At 70.8% G+C, this 24,721-nt stretch carries 25 protein-coding genes; 8 read left to right on the top strand and 17 right to left on the bottom strand.

The window, feature by feature from the left end:
• Positions 1 to 28: 28 nt before the first annotated feature.
• The 6 genes from ABZX90_RS30240 to ABZX90_RS30215 all read right to left on the bottom strand — a co-directional run bounded on the left by ABZX90_RS30240 (position 29) and on the right by ABZX90_RS30215 (position 6,054).
• Complete coding sequence (locus ABZX90_RS30240; protein ID WP_355210014.1) at positions 29 to 862, bottom strand: lamin tail domain-containing protein; 834 nt, start codon at positions 860 to 862, stop codon at positions 29 to 31.
• A 377-nt stretch (positions 863 to 1,239) separates the two neighbouring features.
• Positions 1,240 to 1,722: a hypothetical protein gene (locus ABZX90_RS30235; RefSeq protein WP_355210011.1), complete on the bottom strand. Its 483-nt coding sequence runs from the start codon at positions 1,720 to 1,722 to the stop codon at positions 1,240 to 1,242.
• A gap of 12 nt (positions 1,723 to 1,734) precedes the next feature.
• Entirely contained in the window at positions 1,735 to 2,106 is a 372-nt protein-coding gene (locus tag ABZX90_RS30230) for a metalloregulator ArsR/SmtB family transcription factor (protein WP_355210008.1), read from the bottom strand.
• The gene (locus ABZX90_RS30225; RefSeq protein WP_351127702.1) at positions 2,103 to 2,549 is read right to left on the bottom strand and encodes an SRPBCC domain-containing protein; all 447 of its coding nucleotides are present in this window, start codon (positions 2,547 to 2,549) and stop codon (positions 2,103 to 2,105) included. The genes ABZX90_RS30230 and ABZX90_RS30225 overlap by 4 nt, the downstream gene beginning before the upstream one ends.
• A 220-nt stretch (positions 2,550 to 2,769) precedes the next feature.
• The gene (locus ABZX90_RS30220; RefSeq protein WP_355210005.1) at positions 2,770 to 3,852 is read right to left on the bottom strand and encodes a MerR family transcriptional regulator; all 1,083 of its coding nucleotides are present in this window, start codon (positions 3,850 to 3,852) and stop codon (positions 2,770 to 2,772) included.
• Positions 3,853 to 4,044: 192 nt separating this feature from the next.
• Positions 4,045 to 6,054, bottom strand: coding sequence for a serine/threonine-protein kinase (locus tag ABZX90_RS30215; protein WP_355210002.1), 2,010 nt, complete (start codon positions 6,052 to 6,054; stop codon positions 4,045 to 4,047).
• 396 nt (positions 6,055 to 6,450) lie between these two features.
• On the opposite strand from ABZX90_RS30215, the gene ABZX90_RS30210 reads away from it, so the two are divergent.
• Positions 6,451 to 8,664 carry an FUSC family protein gene (locus tag ABZX90_RS30210; RefSeq protein ID WP_355210000.1) on the top strand — a complete coding sequence of 738 codons (2,214 nt, stop codon included), beginning with the start codon at positions 6,451 to 6,453 and terminating at the stop codon, positions 8,662 to 8,664.
• A gap of 147 nt (positions 8,665 to 8,811) precedes the next feature.
• On the opposite strand, the gene ABZX90_RS30205 is transcribed toward ABZX90_RS30210, so the two are convergent.
• A complete protein-coding gene (locus tag ABZX90_RS30205) occupies positions 8,812 to 9,840 on the bottom strand; it encodes a LysR family transcriptional regulator (protein ID WP_355209997.1) in 1,029 nt (342 codons plus the stop codon).
• Between the two features lie 187 nt (positions 9,841 to 10,027).
• On the opposite strand from ABZX90_RS30205, the gene snpA reads away from it, so the two are divergent.
• Complete coding sequence (snpA, locus tag ABZX90_RS30200) at positions 10,028 to 10,720, top strand: snapalysin (protein ID WP_355209994.1); 693 nt, start codon at positions 10,028 to 10,030, stop codon at positions 10,718 to 10,720.
• A 209-nt stretch (positions 10,721 to 10,929) separates the two neighbouring features.
• Here snpA and ABZX90_RS30195 read toward each other — a convergent pair whose 3' ends face one another.
• The 4 genes from ABZX90_RS30195 to ABZX90_RS30180 form a co-directional block, all read right to left on the bottom strand.
• Positions 10,930 to 11,484: a TIGR03086 family metal-binding protein gene (locus ABZX90_RS30195; protein WP_355209991.1), complete on the bottom strand. Its 555-nt coding sequence runs from the start codon at positions 11,482 to 11,484 to the stop codon at positions 10,930 to 10,932.
• A 4-nt stretch (positions 11,485 to 11,488) separates the two neighbouring features.
• Positions 11,489 to 12,022, bottom strand: a complete 534-nt coding sequence (locus tag ABZX90_RS30190) for an SRPBCC family protein (protein WP_355209988.1) — start codon at positions 12,020 to 12,022, stop codon at positions 11,489 to 11,491.
• Positions 12,019 to 12,381, bottom strand: coding sequence for a metalloregulator ArsR/SmtB family transcription factor (locus ABZX90_RS30185; protein ID WP_351127718.1), 363 nt, complete (start codon positions 12,379 to 12,381; stop codon positions 12,019 to 12,021). The genes ABZX90_RS30190 and ABZX90_RS30185 overlap by 4 nt, the downstream gene beginning before the upstream one ends.
• A 114-nt stretch (positions 12,382 to 12,495) precedes the next feature.
• Complete coding sequence (locus ABZX90_RS30180) at positions 12,496 to 13,005, bottom strand: molybdenum cofactor biosysynthesis protein (protein WP_355209986.1); 510 nt, start codon at positions 13,003 to 13,005, stop codon at positions 12,496 to 12,498.
• Between the two features lie 174 nt (positions 13,006 to 13,179).
• Here ABZX90_RS30180 and ABZX90_RS30175 point away from each other — a divergent pair, with 174 nt between their 5' ends.
• Together ABZX90_RS30175 and ABZX90_RS30170 are read left to right on the top strand one after the other, a co-directional pair.
• The gene (locus ABZX90_RS30175; RefSeq protein ID WP_355209983.1) at positions 13,180 to 13,752 is read left to right on the top strand and encodes a hypothetical protein; all 573 of its coding nucleotides are present in this window, start codon (positions 13,180 to 13,182) and stop codon (positions 13,750 to 13,752) included.
• Between the two features lie 183 nt (positions 13,753 to 13,935).
• On the top strand, positions 13,936 to 14,382 hold the full coding sequence (locus ABZX90_RS30170) for an SRPBCC family protein (protein WP_351127723.1): 447 nt from the start codon (positions 13,936 to 13,938) through the stop codon (positions 14,380 to 14,382).
• Positions 14,383 to 14,395: 13 nt separating this feature from the next.
• On the opposite strand, the gene ABZX90_RS30165 is transcribed toward ABZX90_RS30170, so the two are convergent.
• Positions 14,396 to 15,103, bottom strand: a complete 708-nt coding sequence (locus ABZX90_RS30165) for a DUF5994 family protein (RefSeq protein WP_355209980.1) — start codon at positions 15,101 to 15,103, stop codon at positions 14,396 to 14,398.
• Positions 15,104 to 15,496: 393 nt separating this feature from the next.
• Between ABZX90_RS30165 and ABZX90_RS30160 the strand changes: the two genes are divergently transcribed.
• Both ABZX90_RS30160 and ABZX90_RS30155 read left to right on the top strand, forming a co-directional pair.
• The gene (locus ABZX90_RS30160) at positions 15,497 to 16,498 is read left to right on the top strand and encodes an acyl-CoA desaturase (protein WP_351127727.1); all 1,002 of its coding nucleotides are present in this window, start codon (positions 15,497 to 15,499) and stop codon (positions 16,496 to 16,498) included.
• Between the two features lie 42 nt (positions 16,499 to 16,540).
• Entirely contained in the window at positions 16,541 to 16,939 is a 399-nt protein-coding gene (locus ABZX90_RS30155; RefSeq protein ID WP_355209977.1) for a DUF5994 family protein, read from the top strand.
• Between the two features lie 66 nt (positions 16,940 to 17,005).
• On the opposite strand, the gene ABZX90_RS30150 is transcribed toward ABZX90_RS30155, so the two are convergent.
• The 4 genes from ABZX90_RS30150 to ABZX90_RS30135 all read right to left on the bottom strand — a co-directional run bounded on the left by ABZX90_RS30150 (position 17,006) and on the right by ABZX90_RS30135 (position 19,587).
• Positions 17,006 to 17,452 carry a DUF5994 family protein gene (locus tag ABZX90_RS30150; RefSeq protein WP_351127731.1) on the bottom strand — a complete coding sequence of 149 codons (447 nt, stop codon included), beginning with the start codon at positions 17,450 to 17,452 and terminating at the stop codon, positions 17,006 to 17,008.
• 191 nt (positions 17,453 to 17,643) lie between these two features.
• Positions 17,644 to 17,937 carry a hypothetical protein gene (locus ABZX90_RS30145; protein ID WP_351127733.1) on the bottom strand — a complete coding sequence of 98 codons (294 nt, stop codon included), beginning with the start codon at positions 17,935 to 17,937 and terminating at the stop codon, positions 17,644 to 17,646.
• A gap of 127 nt (positions 17,938 to 18,064) precedes the next feature.
• A complete protein-coding gene (locus tag ABZX90_RS30140; protein ID WP_351127735.1) occupies positions 18,065 to 18,826 on the bottom strand; it encodes a GAF and ANTAR domain-containing protein in 762 nt (253 codons plus the stop codon).
• Positions 18,823 to 19,587, bottom strand: a complete 765-nt coding sequence (locus tag ABZX90_RS30135) for an ANTAR domain-containing protein (RefSeq protein ID WP_351127737.1) — start codon at positions 19,585 to 19,587, stop codon at positions 18,823 to 18,825. The genes ABZX90_RS30140 and ABZX90_RS30135 overlap by 4 nt, the downstream gene beginning before the upstream one ends.
• Positions 19,588 to 20,010: 423 nt before the next feature.
• On the opposite strand from ABZX90_RS30135, the gene ABZX90_RS30130 reads away from it, so the two are divergent.
• Together ABZX90_RS30130 and ABZX90_RS30125 are read left to right on the top strand one after the other, a co-directional pair.
• Positions 20,011 to 21,861, top strand: a complete 1,851-nt coding sequence (locus ABZX90_RS30130) for an ATP-binding cassette domain-containing protein (protein ID WP_355209972.1) — start codon at positions 20,011 to 20,013, stop codon at positions 21,859 to 21,861.
• A 114-nt stretch (positions 21,862 to 21,975) separates the two neighbouring features.
• The gene (locus tag ABZX90_RS30125) at positions 21,976 to 22,935 is read left to right on the top strand and encodes an NUDIX domain-containing protein (RefSeq protein ID WP_351127739.1); all 960 of its coding nucleotides are present in this window, start codon (positions 21,976 to 21,978) and stop codon (positions 22,933 to 22,935) included.
• Between the two features lie 150 nt (positions 22,936 to 23,085).
• On the opposite strand, the gene ABZX90_RS30120 is transcribed toward ABZX90_RS30125, so the two are convergent.
• Positions 23,086 to 24,273, bottom strand: a complete 1,188-nt coding sequence (locus tag ABZX90_RS30120; protein ID WP_355209969.1) for an AI-2E family transporter — start codon at positions 24,271 to 24,273, stop codon at positions 23,086 to 23,088.
• Positions 24,274 to 24,721: the final 448 nt, after the last annotated feature.

Below are 24,721 nucleotides of genomic sequence, written 5' to 3'. Positions count from 1 at the left end.
GTGGTTCCAGAGGCTGTTCAGCCGCAGTTCAGGCGTGGCCCTGACCGTGACCCTGGCCCTGGCCGTGACCCTGGCCCTGTCCCTGTCCCTGTCCCTGTCCCTGTCCCTGGCCCTGGCCCTGGCCGTGACCCTGGCCCTGTCCCTGGCCCTGGCCCTGGCCCTGGCCTTGGCCTTGGCCGGGAGCCTGGCCGTGGCCGCGGTTGTCGCCATGACCACGGTTGTCGCCGTGACCGCGGTTGTCCCAGTGACCACGGTTGTCGCCGTGACCGCGGTTGTCCCCGTGACCACGGTTGTCCCAGTGACCGCGATCGTGGTCGTGGTCACGCCCGTGGCCTCGGTCGTCGCCGTGGCCGCGGTGGTCGCCGTGACCGCGGTGGTCGTCGCGGCCGTGGTCGCGGTCGTGGTGCCGGCCCCAGGAGACGCTGTCGACGAAGCGGCCGCGCTCGGTCTCCAGCGTGGCGGTGTCGGAACGGTTGTCCCACACCTCGTTGCGGCGGTCCTGGTAGAGGTCCCGGCTGGTGTCGCGGCCGTAGCCGGTGTGGATACGGACGGTGGAACGTCCGGCCAGCCGGTAGTGGTTGAAGGTGTAGCGGTTGCCGTCCTCGTCCGACAGCGTCCAGCCGTTCAGGTTCACTCCGCCGAATGCGGAGTTGGTGATTTCCACCCACTCGCCGTTCAGGGAACGGCTTGAGCGGTTGTCAAAGCCCGGCGCGTCGCTCTGGACCCGGCTGATGGCGACGTGCGTGCGCTCGTAGCGCGGCTCCGCGGCGGAGGCGGACACGGCGGCCGAGCCGACCAGTGCGCCTGCCGCGATGGCCGCGGCCGCCACACGGCGGGCCGTGACAGACGTGGAAACGGACATGAATGCTCCTCAAGGTTCGAGAGCCGGCTCACCCCGTAGCAGCACCCCCATGCGGGGAACTGCACGGTGCGAACCTGTGCGAGTGTCCCGGCCCGGTGGCCGAGGACTCATAAGTTCCTCCACGTCGCCGCTCCGGACGAGCGACACCCGACCGCTGTTACCAATTACGGACATATCAGTTACAGGCGGCTGTATCAGGCTTTTATCTGTAGAAAGATGAAGATTGACGGCTTGTCATCGCCAACTCCCTTACCCCCGCAGCATCCAGCCCTTATCCAGGCATCCATCGCATCCGCGCACCGCACTCACCCGTCACCCGAAAGTGAGTAACACCCTTCCGGCCCGATCCGGCCGCAGGACAGCACGCCGCACCTGCTTCAGGCTCGCTCAGGGACGGCGACACGAAGGTCCAGGAGCTGCTGGGTATGCCTGGGCACGTGGTCTTCGGCGAGGCCGTCGATGAGGGCGGCGAGGGGAACCGGCTGGTCCAGCACGAGTTCGTCGCCGGACAGGAGGAGTGAGGGCACCAGCACCGCGGCGGCCGGCTCGCCGAGTTGGTCGGCGATGGCGCACAGGACGTCGGCCTGGCTCCGGAGATGGGCTGTCAGGTCCGCCCTGCCCGCGTGCTCGGCGATGATCCGGTCGAGATTCCACGGGTCCAGGGAGATGCGGTTGTCGAAGGTCGGGCGTGAGCCGGCGACGACGCCGAGCGCGACAGCCGCCACGGCGGCATCGACGCTGAGGAGATGAGCCAGGATCTGATCGGCGTTCCATCCTCCGTCGTCGGCGTCACCGAGGTCGGACATGGCCGCGACATCGAGCAACCTGTCGTAGGCGGCACGAAGCCCTGTCGTATCCATGAGCGCTTCCTTTCAGGCGGTCCCAGGTGGGCGAGAAGCCTGTTCCGCGGTCTCGGCGACACGCTTGATGTCCGCGAGCCGTCGGTCCCAGTCGGCCGCGAGCGCGGCCATCCACCGTGCGGCCGCGTCCAGCGGCGCGGAGCGCAGCGCGTACCGCACTTCACGTCCGACCCGGTTGCCGGACACCAGCCCCGCGGCGTCCAGGACCGCGAGGTGCTTGACCACCGCCTGCCGCGAGACGGGCAAGCGCTCGGCAAGGGTCGTCGCGGTGGCCGTGCCCTGTTCGGCCAGCAGATCGAGCAGCTGACGTCGCGTCGGGTCGGCCAGCGCACCGAGGACGCTGTCGACGTCCTCGGCGGCGCCGCCCAGCTGTTCCTCCCTCACGGCGAGGGCTGTTCGGCGCGCTTCCTGAGCGCGTCGAGCTCCACGGGCCAGCCCTGACTGTGGTCCTTCAGGTTCTGGCTGCGCAGCTCCTCGGACCCGGCCAGAGCGGCGAACCCGCTCTCCACCACGCGCAGCCTCGTCCGGTCGCCCTCCTGGGTCAGCGTGAACTCCACGAGCGTGCTGTTGTCCTCACGCAGTTCCTCTCCGGGGAACGCGCTGGTCCAGCGGTAGGCCAGATACGTCGGCGGCTGAACCTTCTCCACGCGTACGGGGAAGTCGCCGTGCTCGGCGTTCTTCGCCACCATCGACTCACCCTCCTTCGCCACGGTGCCGGGCAGGCTCGCCTTGTCGGCGACCCAGAATCCGGGTTGGGCCACCAGCGACCAAACGCGTTCCAGCGGCGCTTCGATCAGGGTTTCGCGTTCGATCCGGTCCTCGCTCATGAGGGGCCTCCTTCATCGGCACGATGTGCATCGCCGCGATCAGATGCAACTCCAGGGTTGCACAAGACTCCCTGAGGTGCAACCTGAGAGTTGCACTCTGCCTGAGCTCGCCCGGTCGGGCCCACTGCTCGGGCGACTCGACCCGTCGATGGCCACGGCCCGGAAATCGCGTCGCCTTCTCCATATGCGCTGCCTACGCGCGAAAGCCCCGGTGCTGTGCTCAGTTCTCCAGGCGGACCGGCATCAGCAGGGAGAACGTGTGCTCGTCGTCGGGCCGTCGGATCGCGATGGGCGCGGTGGGGGCGCCTAGCTCCAGGACCAGTCGGTCCCGGGCTCCCGCGGCGAGCGCGTGCAGCAGGAACGCGCGGTTGACGGCGACATGGTTCTGGTCGTCGCCACCGTCCTCGCAAAGGGTCACCGTGCCGTCGGCCGTCACCTTGAGCACGCTGAGGTCGGCGGACGTGTCGTCCTGCCCGCGTACATCGCTCGTGCGGACGGGACCGGTCTCCACCGCCTTCCGGAAGGTCGCCACATCGACAAGGGCGCGGCGGCCGGCCGGTACGTGGACGAGGCGACGGTAGTCGGGGAAGTCGTGGTCGAGGCATTGACCGGCCGCCTGTCGGTCCCCGGTCTCCAGTGTCACGCGGTCACCGTCCACGGCGAGCCGGACGGGTTCCTGGCCACTGAGCAGTGCCCGCATCGCGTCGGCGAGCGGGGACGGCACGATGACCTGCGCGCGGGGACCGGCGTACCCGCCGGTGCCGACCTGTGCGACGGCCATCCGGAAGCGGTCGGTGGCCACGACGTGGAGTGTCTCCCCGTCGATGTCGAACAGGACGCCGCCGAGCATGGGCAGCTCCGGGTCGGTACCGGCGGCGAAGCGGACCGCGTCCAGCGCGGCGGCGAGCTCCGGCGCGGAGACAGCCAGGCGGACGGCGGTGGTACGGGGCAAAGACATGGGTTTCTCCCTGCGTTCGAGGAGTGCTCGGAGCGTGGAGAACTCACCGCGGGCATCGGACAGTCCCGACTCAAGACGGCGCACATGCGTCTGAAGGAGCTTCAGCACCAGGTCGGTGTCCGCGCTGGACCAGCCGGCGAGCACCAACCGGATGTCCGCCAACGGCATACCGGCCCGGCGCAACCGTGCCAGCAACCGGGCTTCGTCGAGTTGCCCGGGGTCGTACCAGCGGTAGCCGCTCACCGGATCCACCCAGGCGGGGACCAGTACCCCACCGCGGTCGTAGAACCGCAGGGCGCTCACGCTCAGTCCGCTGTCCCGGGCCATCTCGCCAATGCTGCGCATCTCGCTCTCCACACCCAGAACCCTGAGGCCTCGACCAGGTCGAGGGTCAAACCGCTCGGGCTCGGCCGGGCCCAGGCCGCACCTCGATCGGCACAGGGAGGGTCCTCGGTCGCTGCCGGGTGGTCAAGGGCCGGGATCGGCCGGGCCGGAATCAGGCCCGGCCGATCCTCGATCAGGTCCAGTCGATCGCGATCAGGCCGGGCAGTCGGCCAGCGTGCCGATCGTCCCCCAACGGATCATCATGTAGCTGGAGCCGCCTATCTCCGCCACCGCGTAGCGGGAGTACGGCCACGCGTCGCCCGCGCTGTCCTTCTGCTTCACGAGTGCCCGGCACGCCTCGCCCGCCGTCATGTCCGCCCAGGTTTCTACCTGTTTCTGGTTCCATGTGCCGTATTCCGACCACACGTACATCGTGGAACCCCCAGGGTCGAAGCCCACCTTGAGATCCTGGTTGCCGAGCAGGCGATCGGTGCCGAGCGCCGCGCTCATCGCGTTCGTCCGCTCGACGATCCTCCGGGCGGCGCCGTCCGCGACCTTGATCTCATCCCTGTCGGTGCTGGGGATCATGGCCTCGCCGAGCCCCTGTTGGTCCGGCTCCCAGTTCTGCCCGGCGTCGGAGGCCTGACCGGTGTCGTTGTCGGCGGCCGACGTGCACTGCGTATTGGCGAGGAAGTCGTCGTCCCACGTGACCTGCGGGTCATGGCCCGACGCTTCCTTCACCATGACATAGCTGCGGTACGGCAGATCCGGGTGCAGGCGCAGAACGACGTCCCGCAGCGTCTGGCACATCAGACCGGCGACCTCCGTCTCCGCGTACATCGTTCCCTGCTCGTCGGAGGACAGCCGGTACGAGAGGTAGACCTCCCGGCGCGACGCGTGGAACCGGACGGCCTTCGGGGAGAAGTCGAAGCCGTCGCCGAGTTCCTGGACGAGAACTCCTTGGTCGTGCAGGACGGCGCGCGCGACGTCGTGCTCGCCCGCACCCTGGGCCGTCCGTGCCTCGGCCCAGCTCTCCGCACTCGCCGGGCCGTCGATCGTGCCCTGCTTCCGCTGCGCCGCCGTGGTCGCCTTCGCGCTCGCCGCGGGCGACTGCGTGGAACCGGTCGGCGAGGCAGGAGGAGCGGAGGCCGTGTTCGAGGTTCGGTGACTGCCGCCCCCCGTCTTGTCGGGCATCAGGGCCACCACTCCGCCGGCCAAACCCCCTATGACCGCTGCCGCGACCACCACCATGCCCGCCCATGGTCTTCGCGGTCGGCCGACGGGCGGCGGCCATACCGGATCGTTTCCGGTGGGTATGTCCCAGACTGCTGTGACCATGTCCTCGGCGCGCGTGAACAAGGTGTCGGCGCGCACCACTTGGGTCACCTGGGAGGCCAGAAGCTCCACGCACTCCTGGGCGGCGTCGGCGGCCGTCGGGCGGTCGCCGGCCTCCTTGGCCAGTGCCCGCTGCACGATCCCGCGCAGGGGTGCGGGGAGGCCCTCCAGGTCCGGATCACCCGACATCACGCGGAACGCGACCACGTCGGGTGCGCCGTTCCCGAAGGGCGTTCTTCCGGTGCCCGCGTAGGCCGTGAGCGCTGCCCAGGCGAACATGTCGCCCGCGGGCCCGGTGGCCCCCGTGCGGTACTGCTCAGGGCTGATCCAGCCCGGGGTGCCGGTCATGACTCCGGTACGGGTGACGCTCGTGCCGTCGGCGGCGTGCGCGATCCCGAAGTCCAGGACGCGGGGGCCGGAGGGCGTGAGGATGACGTTCTGCGGTTTCACATCGCGGTGCACCACGCCGACCGCGTGGACGGCGGCCAACGCCTGCGCGGTGGCGGCCGCGAAAGCGTACAGACTTGCTCCGGTGAGCGGTCCGCGCGCGAGCACATGCTGGTTCAGCGTCGGTCCGGGGACGTACACGGTGGCCAGCCATGGGTTCTCCGCGTTCGCGTCGGCGGCGAGCAGGGGGATCAGGTACGCGTCGGTGACTCGGGAGGACAGTTCCACTTCGCGCCTGAACCGGGCCCTGAACTCCGGCTCTTGGGCCTGCGCGGGATGAATCACCTTCACCGCCACGCGCATTCCGTCGGGGGCGACTCCGGCGTGGACGGTACCCATGCCGCCTGCGCCGAGACGGCCGATGATCCGATACGGACCTATACGGGAGGGGTCGCCGGCATGAGCCGGCTGGACTCTTCCAGAGGATCCGGTTTCGCTCACAGATGGTTCCTTCGTGCGGGACTGAACGCCTGAGCAGGCGGAGATGTGACGGGTGTTCGGGGGTCGGGTCCGGGCCCCAGCAGGCTGCCCCAGCAGGCCCTTTGGGTGAGTTCTCGTCCGGATGTTATGCCCTGTCCCGCCTCCTGGATAGAGAAACCCCTGACCAGCGGGTGTGCCCGGTCCCGCCCGGCGACGACGCGCTTGCGGACCGCGTCGCGGTCCCGGAGCGAGGAAGGCGCGCATCCCAGGAGCCGCGGGTGAGTGCGCCGGCGCGGCGGGCGGGACACGGCGGCCGCGGACCCCGGAGAGTCGCGCTGCCCGTGCCCCGGTCCCGGTCGACAATGGACGTACGGCGGGGACGGACGGCCCCGGGGAGGCGCCGGGGAAGGAGCGTTCATGCCGAAGCGGCCCCGCACCCCCGGTCGCGTACGGGCCGCGCGGCAATCGGCGCGTGTCACCGTCGCCTCCCTCGCCGGGTTCTACTCGGCCCTGTACGCGCTGGATCAGCCGGTCGTCGCGGTGTACGCCCTCTTCACGCCGATCTCGCTCGGCGTCCTGTCCCCCATCCCCGGCGGCGGCCGGGACCGGGCACGGACCGTCCTTTTCGTGCTGCCGGTCGCCGCGGCGCTGACAGCCCTCGGCACCGCTCTCGCCGTGACGACCGCCTCGGCCGTGGCGGGCATGCTGGTGGTCGGCTTCACCGTCTCGTTCGCCGCGGCGTACGGACCGGCTCCGGCGAGTGTGGTCCCGGGGCTGCTGCTCTTCTACGTGCTGGCGTGCTTCCCTCCGTACGCGCCGGACACCCTGTCGCAGCGGCTCGCCGGCCTGCTCGCAGGTGGCGCTCTGCTGGTCCTGTGCGAGTTGCTGCTCCTGCCCGCCCCGCCTTCTCAGCCGTACCGTGCGCGGGTGGCCTCGGCCCTGGATCTCGCGGCCGCCGCGGCGGTCGCGGCCGCGCAGGGCCACCGGCACGGTCCCGAGCGGGCACGGCGCCTGCGCGAGGCGGGGCAGGCACTGCGTCTGTCGCAGGCACCACCGGCTTCCCGCCCGACCGGGGCGGGCCGCACCGCCCGCGGACTGGCGCAGGCCGGAGCCGCTACACGGCGCGTACTTGATCAGCTGGCCCGGATGGCCGAGCGGCCGGAGTCCGCGCCGGTCGGCGATCCGCACTCCGAGGTGCTGCTGCGCGGTGTCGCGGCGGGATGCTCGTCGACGGCGAGCGCTCTCCGCGGCGCGAGCGCCGTTCGTGGACCCGAGGCGCTGGAGGAGATGGTCGCCGACTTCGTCGCCGTACGCGGACGTCCGTCCGGTGCGGTGGCCGATACGGAGGTCAAGGCGTCGCAGAAGCTGCTGGAGTACCGGTCCGATGTGCTGGCCAGCGCGGCCTCGGCCATGACGGTGCAGGCCGCTGTCGCCGTGGCGATCGGTGGGCGCCGCCACGCGCCGGGACTGCCGCACGGGCAGTACTGGTACGCGGAGCCGCCCGCGGCACGACTCTTTGCGGTGCGGCTGACCGGCAACCTCACGCTGCGCTCGGTCCTGTTCCAGAACGCCGTACGCACGGCCGTGGGGCTGGGCGCGGCCCGTCTTGTGGCCGGAGTCCTGGGCCTCTCGCACGGCTTCTGGGTGCTGTTGGCCGTACTGACGCTGGGGCGCACGACCGCGGGGGCGACCTGGTCCACGGTGCGCTCGGCGGCGGTCGGCACGCTGGTGGGCGCGCTGGCCGCCGGGGTGCTGATCTTCGAAGCGGGCGGCACCGTCGACGTGTACGCCGTGGTGCTGGTGCCGGCGATGTTCGTGGCCTTCTTCGTGGGGCCGATCGCGGGGCCGGCCTGGGCGCAGGGCTTGTTCACGCTGGTCGTCGCCGCCGCGTTCAGCCAGCTCACTCCGGCCTCCTGGCGGCTGGCGGAGACACGGCTGCTCGACGTCCTGACGGGCTGCGTGATCGGACTGGCGTGCGGCGTGCTCGCCTGGCCCGCCGGAGCCCGGGCCGAGGTTCGACGCAGTATGGCGGAGCTGTTGCGTGCGGTGGCTCCCCTGGTGCGGCTCACTGTGCTCGCCGCGGTCGGCGCGCCCGGGGATCCAGTGCCTCGGCGCGCCGCGGCCGAGGACGCGCTGCGGCTGACCCGGCACCGGCACCGCATCGCGGAGGGGGCCTACGCGCAGTTCCGGACGGAGGGCGGCAGGCATCCCGTCGACGGCGGACCCGACTGGCACGTGGCACTCAACTGCGCCTCCCACGCGGTGGTCGGATCGCTCTGGCTGACCCGGCAGGAGTACGGTCCGGCGCCGCCTGACGCGCTCCGCTGGGCGCGGGAGGCTGTCGAGCAACTGGCCACGGCGATGGACCGGGCGGCCGCATTCCCGTCCGGTGGTGTACGGGCACGGCCGACGCCCCTCCCGCCCGAGGTCGTCTCCGCGGCCCCTGCCTCCGTCCTGCCCGTGCTGGTCGACATCGACAACTGGCTGCACACCCTCGCGGCGGACCTGGCGGCGATCGGCGGGGGCCGCCCGGACGAGACGCCTCCGGTCCAGGACGCGGGAACGGCCCCGGGCAGCCCCGCGCACTCGGGTGTCGCGTCCTCGGCCGGGTCGCGCCGTCCGCGGAGGTGAGCACTCGCTCCGGCCCCTGTCCGATGCGACTCCCGAGTCCCTGTCCGCTGCGACTCCCGATCCGATCCGGCTGCCGATCCGATACGACTGTCGATCCGATGCGGCTGCCGTATCGGCCGACCTGGATCGTGGGGGCACCCGGGCGCGCTACCCCTGCTGGCACCCGTCCGTCGTGAGGGCCCGTTCGGGCGCCACCTCGTGAGCGGCGTCTGCCCCGCCTTCACCCAGGACTCGCGCCGCCTCCGCCGTGCCCGAACGCCTCAACCATTCCCGGTAGGCCGGCGCCTGACGAGCCGCCTCCCAGTAGGCCTCCTTCAACTCGTCGTATCCGTTGTCGAGTTCGGCCTCCGTGCGTGCGGCGAGCAGCAGTCGCACCCCTATCGGGTCGCCCTGCAGCGGCCTGACGGCGACGTCGGAGCGCGGGCGTGCGGTGGGCTGGCTGACCGTGACCACTTCGCCGGTGGCGGCCAGGGAGTACGCGGTGAGGTAGTCGCCGTGCAGCATGTCGGGTTCGAGCCCGGCCTCGCGCAGGACGCGGCAGAGGCCGTCCCATTCGCCGTCGACCGTTGAATCCACCATCCAGTGATCGTCGGCCAGGTCGGCGAGCCGCACCTCGCGGCGCTCCGCCGCGGGGTGGTCGGCGGCGAGCGTGACGAACTGCGGTTCGCGTTCGACCAGTACACGGATACAGAGCCCGGACGGGATGCACAGGGGACTGCCCTCGACCTCGTGCACGAAGGCCAGTTCGAGCCACCCCCCGGCGACCATGCGCAGGAGGGAGTTCGCGGACACATCCATCCGGATCGAGGGTTCGGTCCGGGGAACGCGGGCGCGCAGCCGACGCAACCAGCCGGGCAGGGCCCGGCTCGCCGTGGCGCCGATACGCAGTCGGCGCTCATCCGCGGCTCTGGCCACCGCGGCCCTCGTCTCCGTGACGATCGCGGCGAATTCGGCGACGAGAGGCCTGGCACGGCTCAGTACCGCGTGGCCCAGCGGCGTGGGGCGGCAGCCCGTCAACGCGCGGACGAAGAGCTGACCGCCGAGGGCCTGCTCGATGCGGCGCAGTTGGGTGCTCAACGAGGGCTGGGCCACACCGAGTTCCCGGGCCGCCTTGTGCAGACTGCCCGTGTCGGCGATGGCGCACAGCGCACGTAAGTGCCTCACCTCGAGCTCCATGCGGGAAGGCTAGGGCGACGCGAGGCGATCCACCAGATGTTCAAATGGCGACGAATTCTGACGAGTTGGCCCCGGGATAGCTCCGCGCTATCCCCGGTTGGCATCATCCGCAGCCCCATTGACCTACTCGAGACTCCTGCTGAACCCATCGTTCACCACCCCACACGAACGAGTAGGAGCACCCCCCATGCAGTCCTCGCGCTTGAAATCGAAGGCGTCACGGAGACTTCTGGCCCTCGCGCTCGGCCTCGGTCTGGCATCCGCCGCACTGGGCACCGCTGTCCCGGCGAGTGCCCAGCCGGCCGACTCCGCCCCGGCGGGTTCCGCCGCCGCGAGCGTCCGGTACGCCGGCTCGGCGGAGAACACCGCCGCGAACGAGGCGTTCTTCAACGCCGTACTGAAGTCGGTCGCCAAGAAGCAGGCGGCCAACCCCTCCGTGCAGTCGGTGACCGTCTACTACAACGCCTCCCAGGCGCCGAGTTTCCGCTCCCAGATATCGAGTTCCGCCTCGATCTGGAACAGCTCCGTGTCGAACGTCAAGCTCCAAGCGACGTCGGGCGGTGCGGACTTCACCTACTACGAGGGCAACGACTCGCGCGGGTCGTACGCCTCCACGGACGGCCACGGCAGCGGCTACATCTTCCTCGACTACGCGCAGAACCAGCGGTACGACTCGATCCGTGTCACCGCTCACGAGACCGGTCACGTCCTGGGTCTGCCGGACCACTACAGCGGCCCGTGCAGTGAACTGATGTCGGGAGGCGGCCCTGGTACGTCCTGCACCAACCGCTACCCGAACGCGACCGAGCGCTCCCGCGTCAACCAGCTCTGGGCCAACGGTCTCGCGAAGGCACTCGCCCAGCTGAACAAGACGCGCTGAACATGACGCGCTGAACAAGGCGCACCGAGCAAGGCGCACCGAGCTCGCGCCCTGCGCAAATTCATCGACCCCGTGCGGGCCGTGGCCTGGGACCACGGCCCGCACCGGGCTCGTCCTGGTGCGGACCGCGGTCCCCCGCACGGCCCGTACCGGGCGGCGATCCGGCCGGACGGTGATCCGGCGGGCGCATGATCCGGCCGTGGCGTCGCTCAGGGCCGGCGGCCGATGAAGGCGAGCAACCGAGTCTGCACGTCGGCGTCTTCGGGGACCTCGACCCGCGGGCCGTACTGCCCGCTCTGGCGCAGCACATCGTCGAGCGGCAGCATCCCGTCGAGCAACTGGGCGCACTTGCCGGGGTCGAGGCGCTCCTCCTGGCCGCTGGCCCGGGCCAGGTCCCAGGTGTGCATGAACACGTCGGCGGTGTAGAAGCGGTCGACGGCCTGGTCCAGCGGGACCTCTCCGATGTGCGGGTTCGACAGCGTCTTGTGCGCCGTGGCCGGATCGTCGAGGAGTGCCTGCACTCCGTCGCTGTGCACCGTCCAGGCGGCCACGGGGTCGTCGTCCACCGACGGCCCTTTCGGCAGTTCGACTCCGGCTCCGGCCTTCACGAAGTCCGGGAACCACTCGACCAGGTGGCGCACCACGTCCCGGGCGACCCACCCTTCGCAGGGCGCCGGGTTGTCCCATGCCCCGGGACGCACTCCGCGTACGCGGTCGGTGAAGGCCTCCGCGACAGTGCGGTACTCGTCGGCTGCGCTCGTCATGATCTCAAGCCTTCCGTCTCGGTCCGTCATCCCGCGTCGCCGCTCCGGCGGCCGCGAGCAACTCGTCCAGGCGTTCGTGGCCTTCACGGACGCCGCCTTGCATACCGCTTCTGATCATCGAGTCGCGGGCCTCGATGGAACCCATGAGGGATGTGGTGGTGACCCGGGTACGTCCGCCGAGATCCTCGAAGACGGTTGTCTCCAGGCTGACGCCGTCCGGGAAGCCGTCGAAGGCGAAGGTCTGCACGATGCGCTCATCGCGACGCACCTCGTGGAAGACGCCGCGGAACCCGTACTCCGTCCCGTCGTCCTCGCGGTGCACATAGCGGTACGAGCCACCACTGCGCGCCTCGTACGCGTCGATCCGCATGGTGAGCCGACGGGGGCCGAGCCACTGGACGACGAGCTCGGGATCGGTGTACGCCCGGAACACACGCTCTGGAGAAGCGTCGAACTCCCGGGTGATGAGGATGGTGGGCAACGCCGGATCGGCCACGATCCGGGTCTCGTGCCGAGTGTTCGCCTTCGCGGTGTTCACGATGCCGCCTTCTTCGTCGTGGCGCCCTTCACCGGCTGGTCCTCCATCTGTTCGAGGACGGCGTCGAGCCGACGGAAACGGTCCTCCGCCTCCCGGCGATAGCGCTCGATCCATTTCGTCATCAGGTCGAAGACCTCACCCTCGAGGTGGCAGGGCCGACGCTGGGCGTCCCTGCTGCGACTGACCAGACCGGCGTCCTCAAGGACCCTGATGTGCTTGGACACCGCCTGCACGGTCACGTCGTACGGCTCGGCCAGTTCGTTGACCGTGGCATCCCCGGTGGCCAGCCTGGCCACGATGTCGCGCCGGGTCGGGTCGGCCAGTGCGGAGAACACGCGGGACAGCCGGTCGTCGGCCACCTCTCACCCCTCCTATTCAACCAATCGGTTGAATAACCGTACGACCAGACCCGCGCCGTTGTCAACCAACTGGTTGAGTAACAGCCGAACGGCCGAACGGCCACCGCACCGCGGTCAGTCCTCGGCGGGGGCCGGTTGCACCACCGCGAACTCGGCGGGCCCGACCGTGAGCGTCCCGTCGGACAGCGGGCGGCAGCGCACACCCCCACGGTCGCGCAGTGCCCGCTGCGCGCCCGGACCGAGCGTGGTGTCCATCCACGCGCAGGGCCTGGCCGCACGGCGTACGGCCAGCACCACAGGCCCCGTACCGCAATCCAGCGAGACGGTCGCGCCGACGTACGCGTCGATGTTCACGCCCCGCAGCAGGACATTGCGCCGGGTCAGCCGGAGGTCCGCGCCCGCGGCCAGTCCTTCCGGGAAGCGCTCGGCGGCCATGAGGGTGATCGACGCGTTGCGATGCGCCGGACGATTGAAGTACCGGTCCCCGACGATCCCGAGTCCGGCCCGCACCTGGGCCGTCGTCACCAGTTCCGCCTCAGACAGTGCGGGCGCCCCGTCGCTCGGACGGCCCTCGAAACGGTGCACAGCCGAGACCAGCAACTGAACGATTTCCACACGATGCACCTGATCGAGCCTAGGCGACGCCCTCGCGTCCGGCCGACCATGTCACCGATTCGGCTGCCCGCGAGGCGACGCGGGCATCGAAGGGGTCGTGTGCCGGACATCCCGCTGACACGGAGGCGCTCCGCGTGACAGGGTCGGCGGTGATCGAAGACAGCAGCGGCAAAGGGGGCTTCCGTGGACACACGAACGTGGGACACGCTGGTCAGCTCGATGAAGACCACGTACGTCAACGGAGTGGGCGAGGGCGCGGTACCCCGGCCGGTCATCATGCCGCTGGTGCGAGGCGAACTGGTCGGGCTGATCTGGGTCCGCCCGATCCAGCCCGGCGACGACGCGCTCACCGGCATCGCGGCACTGTCGAACATCGCCGCGGCGGCCGGCGCGGACGAGGTCGTCCTCGCCTGGGAGACACATGACGTCGCCACCGTCTGCCGACTGCCCGTCACCGGCCCCGCCCCCTGCCTGAACATGGTCCACGCCACCCCGGACGGTCATGTGCTGCACCAGTTCCCCTACACCGAGGAGCTCCCGTCCCCCGGCTCCGAGGACGAGGCCACGACCACGCTCGACTGGAAGCCGGCTCCCGCGCCCCAGCCGGGCGGCGAACTTCCGCCTCCCGTCAAGGCCGCCGTGGACTACGCCTTCACCCCGATGGAGCTGGACCATCCGAACCCGTTCGGCGTCACCGTCGTCCTGATGGAGGACGACGGCTACACCGTGCGCCTGACCGACAGCTTCGACCACTGACCGGGCGGCGAGAACGCGCGAGGCCGAACGGGGCGGCGCCCACTCCTGCCGTCCCGCGTGCCGGTCTTCCTACGAATGGGTCCCTGCGACGCGCCGCTGCGGCCTCCGGCCCCTAGGCTGAGCATGCCCGGCAGGCCCGCGCGCTCTCAGCGGGCGATCCGTGATCGCAGCACAGGAGGAATCGTGTCCGGTCAGTTCGAGGCGACAACCGAGATCAACCGACCCGTCGAGGAGGTCTTCGCCTTCCTCGCCGCCGGCACGAACGACCCCAAGTTCAGTCCCAGGGTGCAGGAGATCACGAAGACACCGGAGGGTCCGACGGCGGTGGGCACGATCTTCACCAGCACCGTCAAGGACGCCGGCATGAAGACGGCCCGGAAGTTCCGGATCACCGAGTTCGAGCCGCCCCGCCGCATCCGCTGGGCGGAGGAATCGAAGAACACCGTCACAGCGGACGAGGGCGGCTACGACCTCGAGTCCACCGGCGCCGGCACGACCCGTGTCAGGATCTTCAACCGGCTCGAGGGTCATGGCATCGGCAAGGTGCTGGTGGGCCTCGCGCTGAGTGCGGCCCGCAAGGACGCGGACGCCTTCGGCAAGCGGATCAAGGCGGCCGTGGAGGCTTCCTGAGGGACCCCGGTCCTCACATCCCGAGGATCAGGCGACTGGTCCGGCTGTCCGGACCGGCCTGTTCCGGAACAGCCGCGGAAAGCGCCGAAGCGCCGCCCTTGTGTTCCGACGTCTCGCACGGACCAAGCGGCCGGTCGGCGGGCGCGGAGGCACCGTGACCGGCCTCCTCCGCTGCCATGAGTGCGCTCGCGGTCAAGGGCGGACCGTCGCGGTCGGACGCCGCTGCCATCAGCCGGGCCGCCGACGCCGCCCCGGTCTCGGGCGGGATGACCAGGAGATCCCAGCGGCCGATGCGGTAGGAGAGCAGCAGCAGCTTGTGCGGGTCGATTTCCGGGGTGAACCAGCCGACCTTGACGATATGACCGGCCACGGGAACCTGGCGCGGGATGACCGGCCAGAGTTGCGGGTTGACGGCGATCCGGGTGATGCGGCCCCACAGAGGGTCCAACGTCTGGGTCAACGCGGGCAGTTCACTCAGCAGATCCCGGGAGCGGGGCCACCAGGCCCCGTCCAGGAGTCCGTGGGAGGCGCCATCGGTCTTGAGGGCGAGTCGCGCGGCCGGGGCGGCGACGGACTCGACGTGCGGCAGGGGCGGGTACAAGATCGCCGGCATGGTACGGACCCGTCTCCGGGCCGCCTCTGCGGCGACCCGGGTTTCGTGTCTCGCCGAGAACGACCCGGCACCGAAGCCGGTGCACGAAGTGCCCTCGGTGCTCTCCACCCTACTGCGCGCCCGGCCGCGACGCGGTGCTGCGGCCGGGCGGATAGAGGGCAGTTGGGGACGGACCTCCCATGAACGGCCCCGGGCGAGCCGGAGTTCGCCGGACGGATGGTCCGGGCCGGGCGGAGAGGCGGAGGACCCCGCCGAGGCCCTTGGAAGGGCGTGGCCCTGAGCCGAACCGTCGGCCACCGTCCGCCGCAGGTCCGTGCAGACGCGGTGGTCACGCGATCCGGTGCGCCCCGCTTCGGAGCGTGCGGGAGTACGGTGGACGAAGCGACGACGCCTGCTATGCCGCTGTCCGGACCCGTCCGGTTCTCGATTCCCACGATTCCCGTCACAGGGGCAGCCCTTGACCCCGGCCGCGCCACCCGCACCGAGGCCGAGGAGTTCCCCATGCCGCTCATGTCCGGCACATCCACGACAGCCGTTCCGTCGGACGGCCCTTCGCCGCCCCAGGTCTACGACGGGACGTCCCCCTTCCCACCGGACGGCTCGGTACCGGGGCGCGGCGGCGGGGAGCGGCTGTATGTGACGGTGACGGCGGTCATCGTCGTGCTGCCGTTCGTGGCGCTCGGCCTGGCTGGATGGCTGCTGTGGGGACGCCTCATCCATCCCGCCGACGTCCTGCTTGCCGCCGTTCTCTACACGGTCACCGGCCTCGGCGTCACCGTCGGTTTCCACCGCGGTCTCACCCACGGCGGTTACCGGGCCGTGCGCCCCGTGCGCGTCGCGCTCGCGGTGGCCGGGTCGATGAGCTTCCAGGGCGACGTCATCGGCTGGGTCGCCACGCACCGCCGCCATCACGCCTTCACCGACCGGCCCGGTGACCCGCACTCGCCGTACCGCTACGGCACCCATCTGCGCGGCCAGTTGCGCGGGCTGTTCCACGCGCACGTCGGCTGGCTCTTCCGCAACGAACACACACCGGCGGAGCGTTACGCCCCGGACCTCCTCGCCGACCGCGACATCCGGGCCGTCGCCCGGGCCTTCCCCGCACTGTGCGTCCTCACCCTCGCGCTGCCGTTCGGGCTGGGCTGGGCGATCGGCGGCACCTGGGTGTACGGCGTAACCGGCCTTTTGTGGGCGGGACTTGTCCGCATCGCGCTGCTCCATCACGTGACCTGGAGCGTCAACTCGCTGTGCCACATGATCGGCGAACGTCCGTTCCACACCAAGCGCCACGACAGGGCCACCAACCTGTGGCCGCTGGCGCTGCTGTCGTTCGGCGAGAGCTGGCACAACCTCCACCACGCCGACCCCACGAGCGCCCGTCACGGCGTGGACCGCGGCCAGATCGACCCGTCGGCCGCCGCCATCCGCGTCCTCGAACGGCTCGGGTGGGTGTCCGAGGTGCGCTGGCCGACTCCGGAGCGTGTCGCCGCCCGCCGTGCCTGAGGTCAAACACTCATCCGTGTACGGCAGTTGGCAGGAGCCTCGATGACCACCGCACGGCAGCCTCCGTTTCCCTGCGACCCCCTCCTCCGTCTGCGCCTGGCGCCTCACGGCGGCCTGCCCCGGGCCATCGACGGAGCGTGGTGGCCACGCTCGTACGACCTGCTCGCCGAACTTCCCCACCTGCTGGCCGGGGTGCCCCGCGCGTGGGGCCACATCACCAGCGTCACGGTCAGCGGGGCGGCATGGTCCGCGTTGCCCGGCCGCATCGTCGTCGTCAACCAGGTCGTGCGCCTGCGCACGAGCCTGACGGCATCCGCTCCGCACGCCATCGTCCTGATCGCTCCCGGCCTGGGGCGCTGGGACCTGCTGGTCGTGCCTCCGGATACGACGGCGGAGGCCGCCGAACCCCTCATGGCATCCGGCGCGGGTGGTCACGGCTGACCCGCCCCGAGACGGACCGCGTGCCGGCCGTCAGCACACCGACGACCGGGGCGGTGACGACGACCGTCAGCTGCCCAGCACCAGTCGGCCGGGGCGGCCGGCGTCGGACTCGTACGCCAGGGGCATTGCTCTGGCCTGTTCCGCCGCCATGAGGGCGGTCGCCGTCAGCACCGGGCCGGTGCTCCTGCTCGCGGCGGCCATCAGGCGGGCCGCCGCGGGGGCGCTGGTCTCCGGGGGGATCACGAGGAGGTCCCAGCGTCCCGCCGTGTAGGACAGCAGCAGGATCTTGTGCACGTCCTGCCCCGATGTGAACCAATCGACCTTCACCACCTGGCCGTTGACGACCAGCCTGCGCGGAATGATCGGCCAGCGGCTCGGGCTGACGGCGATACGGGTGATCCGCCCCCACAGCGGATCCAGCACGTCTGCCAGAGCGGAGAGTTCCAGCGTCAGGTCATGTGAACGAGGCCACCAGGCGCCGTCCAGCTCGACACGCCCCGGTGACGGACTCACGGACTTCAGGGCCAGGCGCGCGGTAGGGGCCCTGAAGGGCGCGACCCGCGGCGCGGAATGGTCGGCGGTCGCGGACATCGCGCGAACCCGTCTCCGAGCCACCACTCTTCGGCAGTTGCCCGGCGTTGTTGCTCACCGGGAACGACACCGGCGTCGGGGCCGGTGCGCGGAATGCTCCCGATGGCCTCACGCTACTCCTGGGAACGGCCGAACGTACCGTTCCTGGACGCCGGCTCCCTTCCGTCGGAAGGCTTCCCCGAGGAGCGGCTGGTCTCCAGCCAGGAGCGTGCCGGTTCCGCCGGGTGATTCGTGTCGACGGTGAGCTGGAGTCGCGTGCCCCCGTCGGTGCTCGCGGGATAGCTGCGCTGCTCGGTGGCGGCGAAGCAGCGCCGAAGCACCTCCGCCACACGACGGGCGACCTCAGGGGACGCCGCGACGACGCGTACCTCGGCGTGTCCGTCCGACAACGATTTCGGTGACTGCATGGCGCCCTCGTCGTTCGGGGCAGAGCCCCACTGTTCGGGGTAGAGATCGGCGGCCTGGATCTTTCACTTTACTCCCGCGGGCCCCGCAGACCCCGCGGGCCATGAGGAGCCCGGGAAGCGGCGGTGATCAGCCGCGGCGATCCCCGGGCGGGACCGGTGCCGGGATGGTCGCGGTGTCGAAGCCCCCCGAGATGATGCGTAGGGCGAGATCGGACAGCCGCAGATGCCGGGCGCGCGCGTAGGACCGAAAGGCGGTGAAGGCGTCGTCGACGGAGGTGTCCCAGCGTTCGGCCAGTACTCCCTTGGCCTGTTCGATCAAGATGCGGCTGGTCAGCGCGGTCTCCAGCTGGCTGTTCTCGACGTGCGACTGTTCCAGCGTGCGCTGCTGCAGGATCGCGATGGTCGCCACGTCCGCGAGTGCCTGGGAGAGCGCGATGTCGTCGTCGCCGAGGCGGTGCCGGGTGGTCTGGAAGAGGTTGAGCGCGCCGACGACCCGGTTGCGCAGGCGCAGCGGGATGGCGTGCGTGGTCGCGTACCCCGTCTCCCGGGCCCGCGCGGCGAAACGCGGCCAGTCGACGGTCGCCTCCGGACGCGTCAGATCGATGTTCGTCCGTGCGGTGCCGGAGCGGTAGCACTCGACGCACGGGCCTTGGTCGTGCTGAAGGGCGAAGAGTTCCAGGAGGCGGGTGTGCTCGTCCGAGGCTGCGATGATCTGCAGTTCGCCGTGCGCGTCCGCGAGGAGGATCCCGGCCGCGGATACGTCGAGCAACTCGACGCAGCGCGCCGACAGCCGGTGCAGAAGGTCGATGACGTCGAAATCCTCGACGAGGGAGTCCGCGACCTCCACGAAGATCTGGGCCAGACGTCGTTCGCGAGCCATGCCGATCATCCCTTTCCACCGTCGGGCGAAAACGGCCCGCTCTTATCGTCGTCGAAGTCGTCATTGAAGTCGTCGTCGAAGTCGTCGTTGAAGCGGAGCCTTCGGGCGACCACGTCCTCCGCGACCTCGCCGAGCGGGCGCTCGCTGCCGTAGGCGTGGGTGCGCAGGCGCAGGAGGGCCGTGTCCATGGGCACACCCAGTTGGACGCTGATCATTCCCGTGGCCTGGTGCACGACCGCACGATGGAGCTCCGAAGGCCACTCCAGCATCATGCGGAGCGCGGACACGTTCCCGTCTCCAGTCGTGCCTCCGCGTTGCTCCGCGTTCAGGAAAGCGCCGGTCAGCGCCGCCGCCAGAGCGGTCGCGTCCGCTTGCTGCTGCTCGCTCAAGCGCCGGTCCGCATCGCACAGCATTGTCAGTACGCCGACCCGGACGGCCCCGACGCCCAGCGGAAAGCAGCACACACCGTGGACGCCCATCTCCAGCGCGAGCGGCAGCAGGACCGGCCACCGTCCGAGGCGTACCCGACGCAGGTCCGGCTCCACGACGGGCGAGCCGGTGCGGACCGCGTCCGGTCCGGGGCCCTCCCCCAGGGTGAACTGGAGTTCCTCGAAGCGCGCGCTCAGCTCGGGGCGGCACCAAAGCGGCTCGGCGGTCCGGTGCGGGCCGACCAGCAACGAGAGCGAGAGACCCTCGGCATCCAGCGCCCGCAAGCACACCAGTGCCGGATCGCCACCGCCCAGGCGCAGCGATCGCAGTGCATCGGCCATGCCGTCGCTGATCACCTTGCTCCGCTCCACCGCGGCCGGGGCTCTCTGTCACGAGACACCGCCCGAGTTGCAACGTACCTCACGTGTCCCGGTCCGCGGGGGCACTGTCGGCGGGTGCGCGCGGGGATCGTTCGGCGCCCGGAAGACGGTGGGCGGCGGCCAGGAATGTCACGTACTCGACCGGGACGAACCCCGTCCGTCACACGCGCATCAGCTGCGGCGATTCGGCCATCAGCGCGTGAACTCCCGCCGCTGTGCTTCCGGAAGGGTGCGCCCCGGCTCCCCACCGCGCACGGATTCCGATGCGGCCGAAACACGTGTGTTCGATATCGCGAGGCCTGTCGTTGAGCCAACTGAAGTCGTCGTCCTCATCCCCATCACATCGCGCAGGGAGACGAGCAGTTGACCTCACCTTCCGCATCCATGCCACCGCCGCCTCCCGCTGAGATCACGTACTCCGGGCAGTACTCGGTCAACCCACTCGGCGAGGTCAGCTTCCGAGCCCTGTGCTCCCAGCTCCCACGGGTCCTCGGGCGCATCGCCGGCATGGCCTGGGGGATCGATCGCCGGGCCGTACTGCTCATCCTCGCCTGCCAGTTGGCCACCGGCGTCACCGCCGCCGTGCTGCTGGCGGCCACGGCGAAGGCCATGTCCCCCGTCCTCCGGGGCGGAGCGATGGCGGACCGTCTGCACGAGGCGCTTCCCGCATTGGCGGTCGTCGCCGGGGCGAGTGCTGTCGCCCGGCTCTCGGTGGCCGTGGCCGCGTACGCGGAGCGACGCATCACCCCGCTGCTGACGACGACCACGGACTCGGCCCTGGTCGAGGCCGTCTGCCGGGTCGAGGCCTCGGCGTACGCGGTGGACGGTTTCTCGGACCGTCAGGAGGCCGCGGAGATGGGAGTGATGCGTACGCACGTCATGGTCATGGACGCCCAGCACTTCCTGTCCGCCCTGATCAAGATGGTCACCGCGGGCGGCGTCCTGTCCGTACTCAATCCCCTGATGCTGCCGCTGCTGCTCCTGGCCGTCGCCCCGGCGGGCGTCGGTGCGATCCTCACCGCGCGGGTCGACTACGAGATCCACTACGCGAACGTCGCCGACCGCAACGTCCGCGGGATGACGCGCTGGTGGGCCACCACGCCGAAGTACGGTGACGAGGTCCGCGCCAACGGCATGACCGACTACCTCCTCTACTGGTACCGGGCCCTGTCCGAGCGGGTCGACCGACGCACACTCGACGCGGCGCCCCGGACGCTTCGGATCGCGCTGCTCTCCTCCCTCACCGGCGGGGCGTTCCTCGCCGCGGCCTGGGGAATGCTCGCGTGGCTGGCCGTCACGGAACGGATCGCGCCCGCCATCGCCGCCACGGCGGTCGTCGCCGTCCAGACCACCCTGGCCGCGCTGTCCCAGGTCGTCGTCAACGGCGCCGCGGTGTTCCACACCAGCCTGTACCTCGGCGACATGCAGGCATTCTTCGACGACGCCGCCGAACGCGCGCCCAAGCGCGGGCAAGCAGCCGTCGTGGCCCCGGTGGAGGAGATCCGGTTGGAGGAGGTCACCTACCAGTACCCGGGGAAATCCAGGCCCGCGGTCGCCGGCGTCTCCCTGACCCTGCGACGCGGTGACATCCTCGCCATCGTCGGCGTGAACGGCTCGGGCAAGAGCACCCTGACCCGCCTGATCACCGGTGTCTACCTCGCGGACAAGGGCCGGGTCACCTGGAACGGCGTCGACCTCGCCCACGCCGATCCCGCCACGACCTGGAACTGCACCGGCCTCGTGCCGCAGATCTTCGCCCAATGGCCCCTTCGGGCACGCGAGAACGTGACCCTGGGGCAGCCCAGATCCGGCGACGACCGCCAAGTGTGGGAAGCCGTCGAGGCGGTGGGCATGCGCGAGGCCGTCGAGGACCTTCCCGCCGGGCTCGACACCCTTCTCGCGCGCGAGATCTTCGGCGGCGCCGAACTCTCCGGCGGGCAGTGGCAACGCCTCGCCTGCTCCCGGGCCCTGTACCGACGGCCCCCCTTGCTGATCCTGGACGAACCCACCTCACAGATGGACCCGCGAGGCGAGCACGGCATCTTCGAGAAGATCAAGACCATCGCCGCGGACCGCATCACCATCGTCGTCACACACCGGCTGGAGAACACCCGGATCGCCGACCACATCGTCGTCATGGAACAGGGCCGTCTCACGGAACAGGGCACGTACGACGACCTCGTCCACGCCGGGGGCACCTTCGCCGATCTGCTGCGCCTGTCCCAGGAACGCTGAGCACCGGCCCAGGCCTCACACCCCGCGCCACCCGCCCGCTCCACCCGTCCGCTGCACCCACCCGTTTCGCTCCCTGAGCCTTTCGCGATCGCACGACAGGAAAGGACACTCCGCATGACCGCCACGAGCCCCGCCAGTACTCCGCCCAGTCGTCGCACCATCGAGGTACCCGGCACAGCCGCCCTCCTCGTCGACGACTCCGGGCGCTACCTGCTGCACCTGCGCGACGCGAACAAACCCATCTGGCGTCCCGGGACTTGGGCCTTGCTCGGAGGAAACACCGAGCCCGGCGAGACGTGTGCCCAGGGCATCGCCCGCGAGCTGCGCGAGGAGACCGGCCTCACCGTCCCCGACCTCACTCCCTTCGTCACCGTGGACACCCTCGACGCCTCCGGCACGCTCACGAACCGCATCCTCGTCTACCGGGGCACCCTGAATCGGCCCGCCCACGAGATCCCCCTCCACGAAGGTATCCAGCTCCGCTGGACCCACGCCGGCGAGACGGCGTACATGACGTTGGAACCCGGTGCGGCCGCCGCCATCCACGAGCACCAAGCGCACCCGCATCCCCGCCTCGACAGCGGCGGCACACCAGCGACCGTGCGCGTCCGGGAGGAGAGCGAGCGGCGGGAGCGGGAGCGCAGCATCGTCGGCGCCCACCTCGTCCTCGTACGCAACGGCGCGGTCCTGCTCGGCAAACGGCACCCTGACAGTGCCTTCGCGCCCTCGGCCTGGCACGTGCCGGCCGGACACCGCGAGCCGGGCGAGTCCGCGCTGGCCTGCATGGTCCGAGAGGCGTCGGAGGAAACCGGCATCACCATCGCGGCGAGCGACCTCTCCCTCGTGCACACCCTGGATCAGCGCAACCCCTGGAGCCCCGTCCCCCGCGTGCAGCTGTTCTTCGCCGCGTCCCGCTGGAGCGGGGAGCCCCAGGTCCTGGAACCCGACCGGTGCACGGAGTGGCGGTGGTGGCCGCTGGACGCGCTCCCCGGCCAACTGGTCGACTACACCCGCACCGCGCTCGCCGCCATCGCCTGCGGAAGGCCCTACACGGACATGGGCTGGACGCAATGAACTCCGCCGGTTCGGCGCGGACAACAGCCTCGGCGTACGGGAACGGCTCGGGCAAGCGGGCCGACACCGCCTGACCATCGGCACGACCGAGGCCGACCTCGGCAGCGCAAGGACTGTCCCGGACTGTCCCGGCCCGTCCGGATCTCGCCGCTACGGGCCCTCGGCCCGGGACGGTCCGGTCGGCTGGGCACGTGGTTCGGGTGGAGCGGACAGATGGCTCGGTGAGCGCCCGGACGGCTCGGGTTCGGGTTCGGGGCGTGCGCGGAGTTCGCAGATCACGGACCAGGCGACCGACACCATCGGTACGGCCACGACGGCGCCGATCACACCGGCCAGGATGCTCCCGGCGATGACGGACAGGGCCACGACCACGGGGTGCAGGCGAACCGCCCAGCTCAGGACGAGCGGGTGCAGTACGTGACCCTCCAACTGGCCGATGACGACGATCAGGGCGAGCACGATGATCGCGACGACCGGACCCCGGGTGGCCAGGGCCACGACGGTGGCCACGCCGAGCGCGACGGGCGAGCCCACCAGCGGGATGAACGCCGCGAAGAACTCCAGCAGGGTCAGCGGCAGCGCCAGGGGGACGCCCAGCACGTAGAGGGCGATTCCGACGAGCACGGCGTTCGTGGCGGCCACGATGATGATGCCGCGCGTGTACCCGGCGAAGGTCCGCCAGGCCGCCCGCCCCGCCCGGTCCCACGGGTCCCGCGCGCCCTGCGGCAGCAACCCCTTGAACCAACGCCAGAACTTGCCCCCGGAACGGATGAAGAACAGCGAACAGAACAGGGCGAGCACCAGTCCGGTGACGAACTCCACCGCCCGGCCGGCACCGCTGAGGGCGCTGCTGATCAGTACGGAACGGTGCTCGGAGACGAAGGTGGCCACCTTGCCCTGGAGATTCGACATCACCGCGTGGCTCAGATGAAAGGGGGAGCCCTCCAGCCAGCGTTCGATCCGCCCCACTCCCCCGGCGAACTCATGGCCCAGACGCCCCGACTCGCCCGCCACGACACGACCGACCAGCGCCATCACACCCAGCACCAGCAGAAGGCTTCCCATGATGCTCACGATCACGGCCACGGTCCTCGGCATGCGACGCGCCAGCAGATCGGCGAGCGGACGCAGCACCGCCGTCACGACCAGCGCGAGGAACAGCGCCACGGCGACCAGTTGCAACCTGCCCAGCAGGGCGAAGATCACGTAGACGACCACTCCGACGACGAGCAGCCGCCACGCGTACGCCGCGGCCACCCGCAGCCCCTGGCTCACCGCCACGCCCTCACGGTCTCCGGGACGCCGCTCGGGCGTACCGGCCGTACGCGCCCGTGCCACGGCCCACGCACCACGGGAGGAACGGTTCCCCACGACGACGTACCGCATCCGGCGCCCGCCGCGCCCCGTGCCGGGCGAGCCCGGCCGCCGGTGAGGACGACGCGATCCGGCGTTCACCTGTGTGCCACCGTCCTCCCGTCGTCGGAACCGATCGCCATGTGCTCCCGCGCGGGGACCGTCGCGCGACGCCGGAGGAAACAGGCGACCGGACCCGAGCCGTCGATCACGCGGGCGTCCAGGCCAGCGTGGTGGTGCGTACCGGGCCCCGCAACCCGGGAGACGTACGGCCATGCGCCCCGGCCGGCGGGCCGATGCCCCTCTTCCGGAGCCGGCCGGATGTCCGGGTGCTGCCGCCGTACGAGCCGACCGCGACGTGAGGCGCACGCGTCGGCGCCCCGGGCCGCGCATGCCCCGGGCGCCCGCGCGTCCCCGACGGCGAGCCGGCCCC

This window comes from Streptomyces sp. NPDC002935, assembly GCF_040611295.1.
GTDB lineage: Bacteria > Actinomycetota > Actinomycetes > Streptomycetales > Streptomycetaceae > Streptomyces.
The sequence above is the reverse complement of the archived record's forward strand: the minus strand, read 5'-3'. Positions and strand labels throughout refer to the sequence as shown.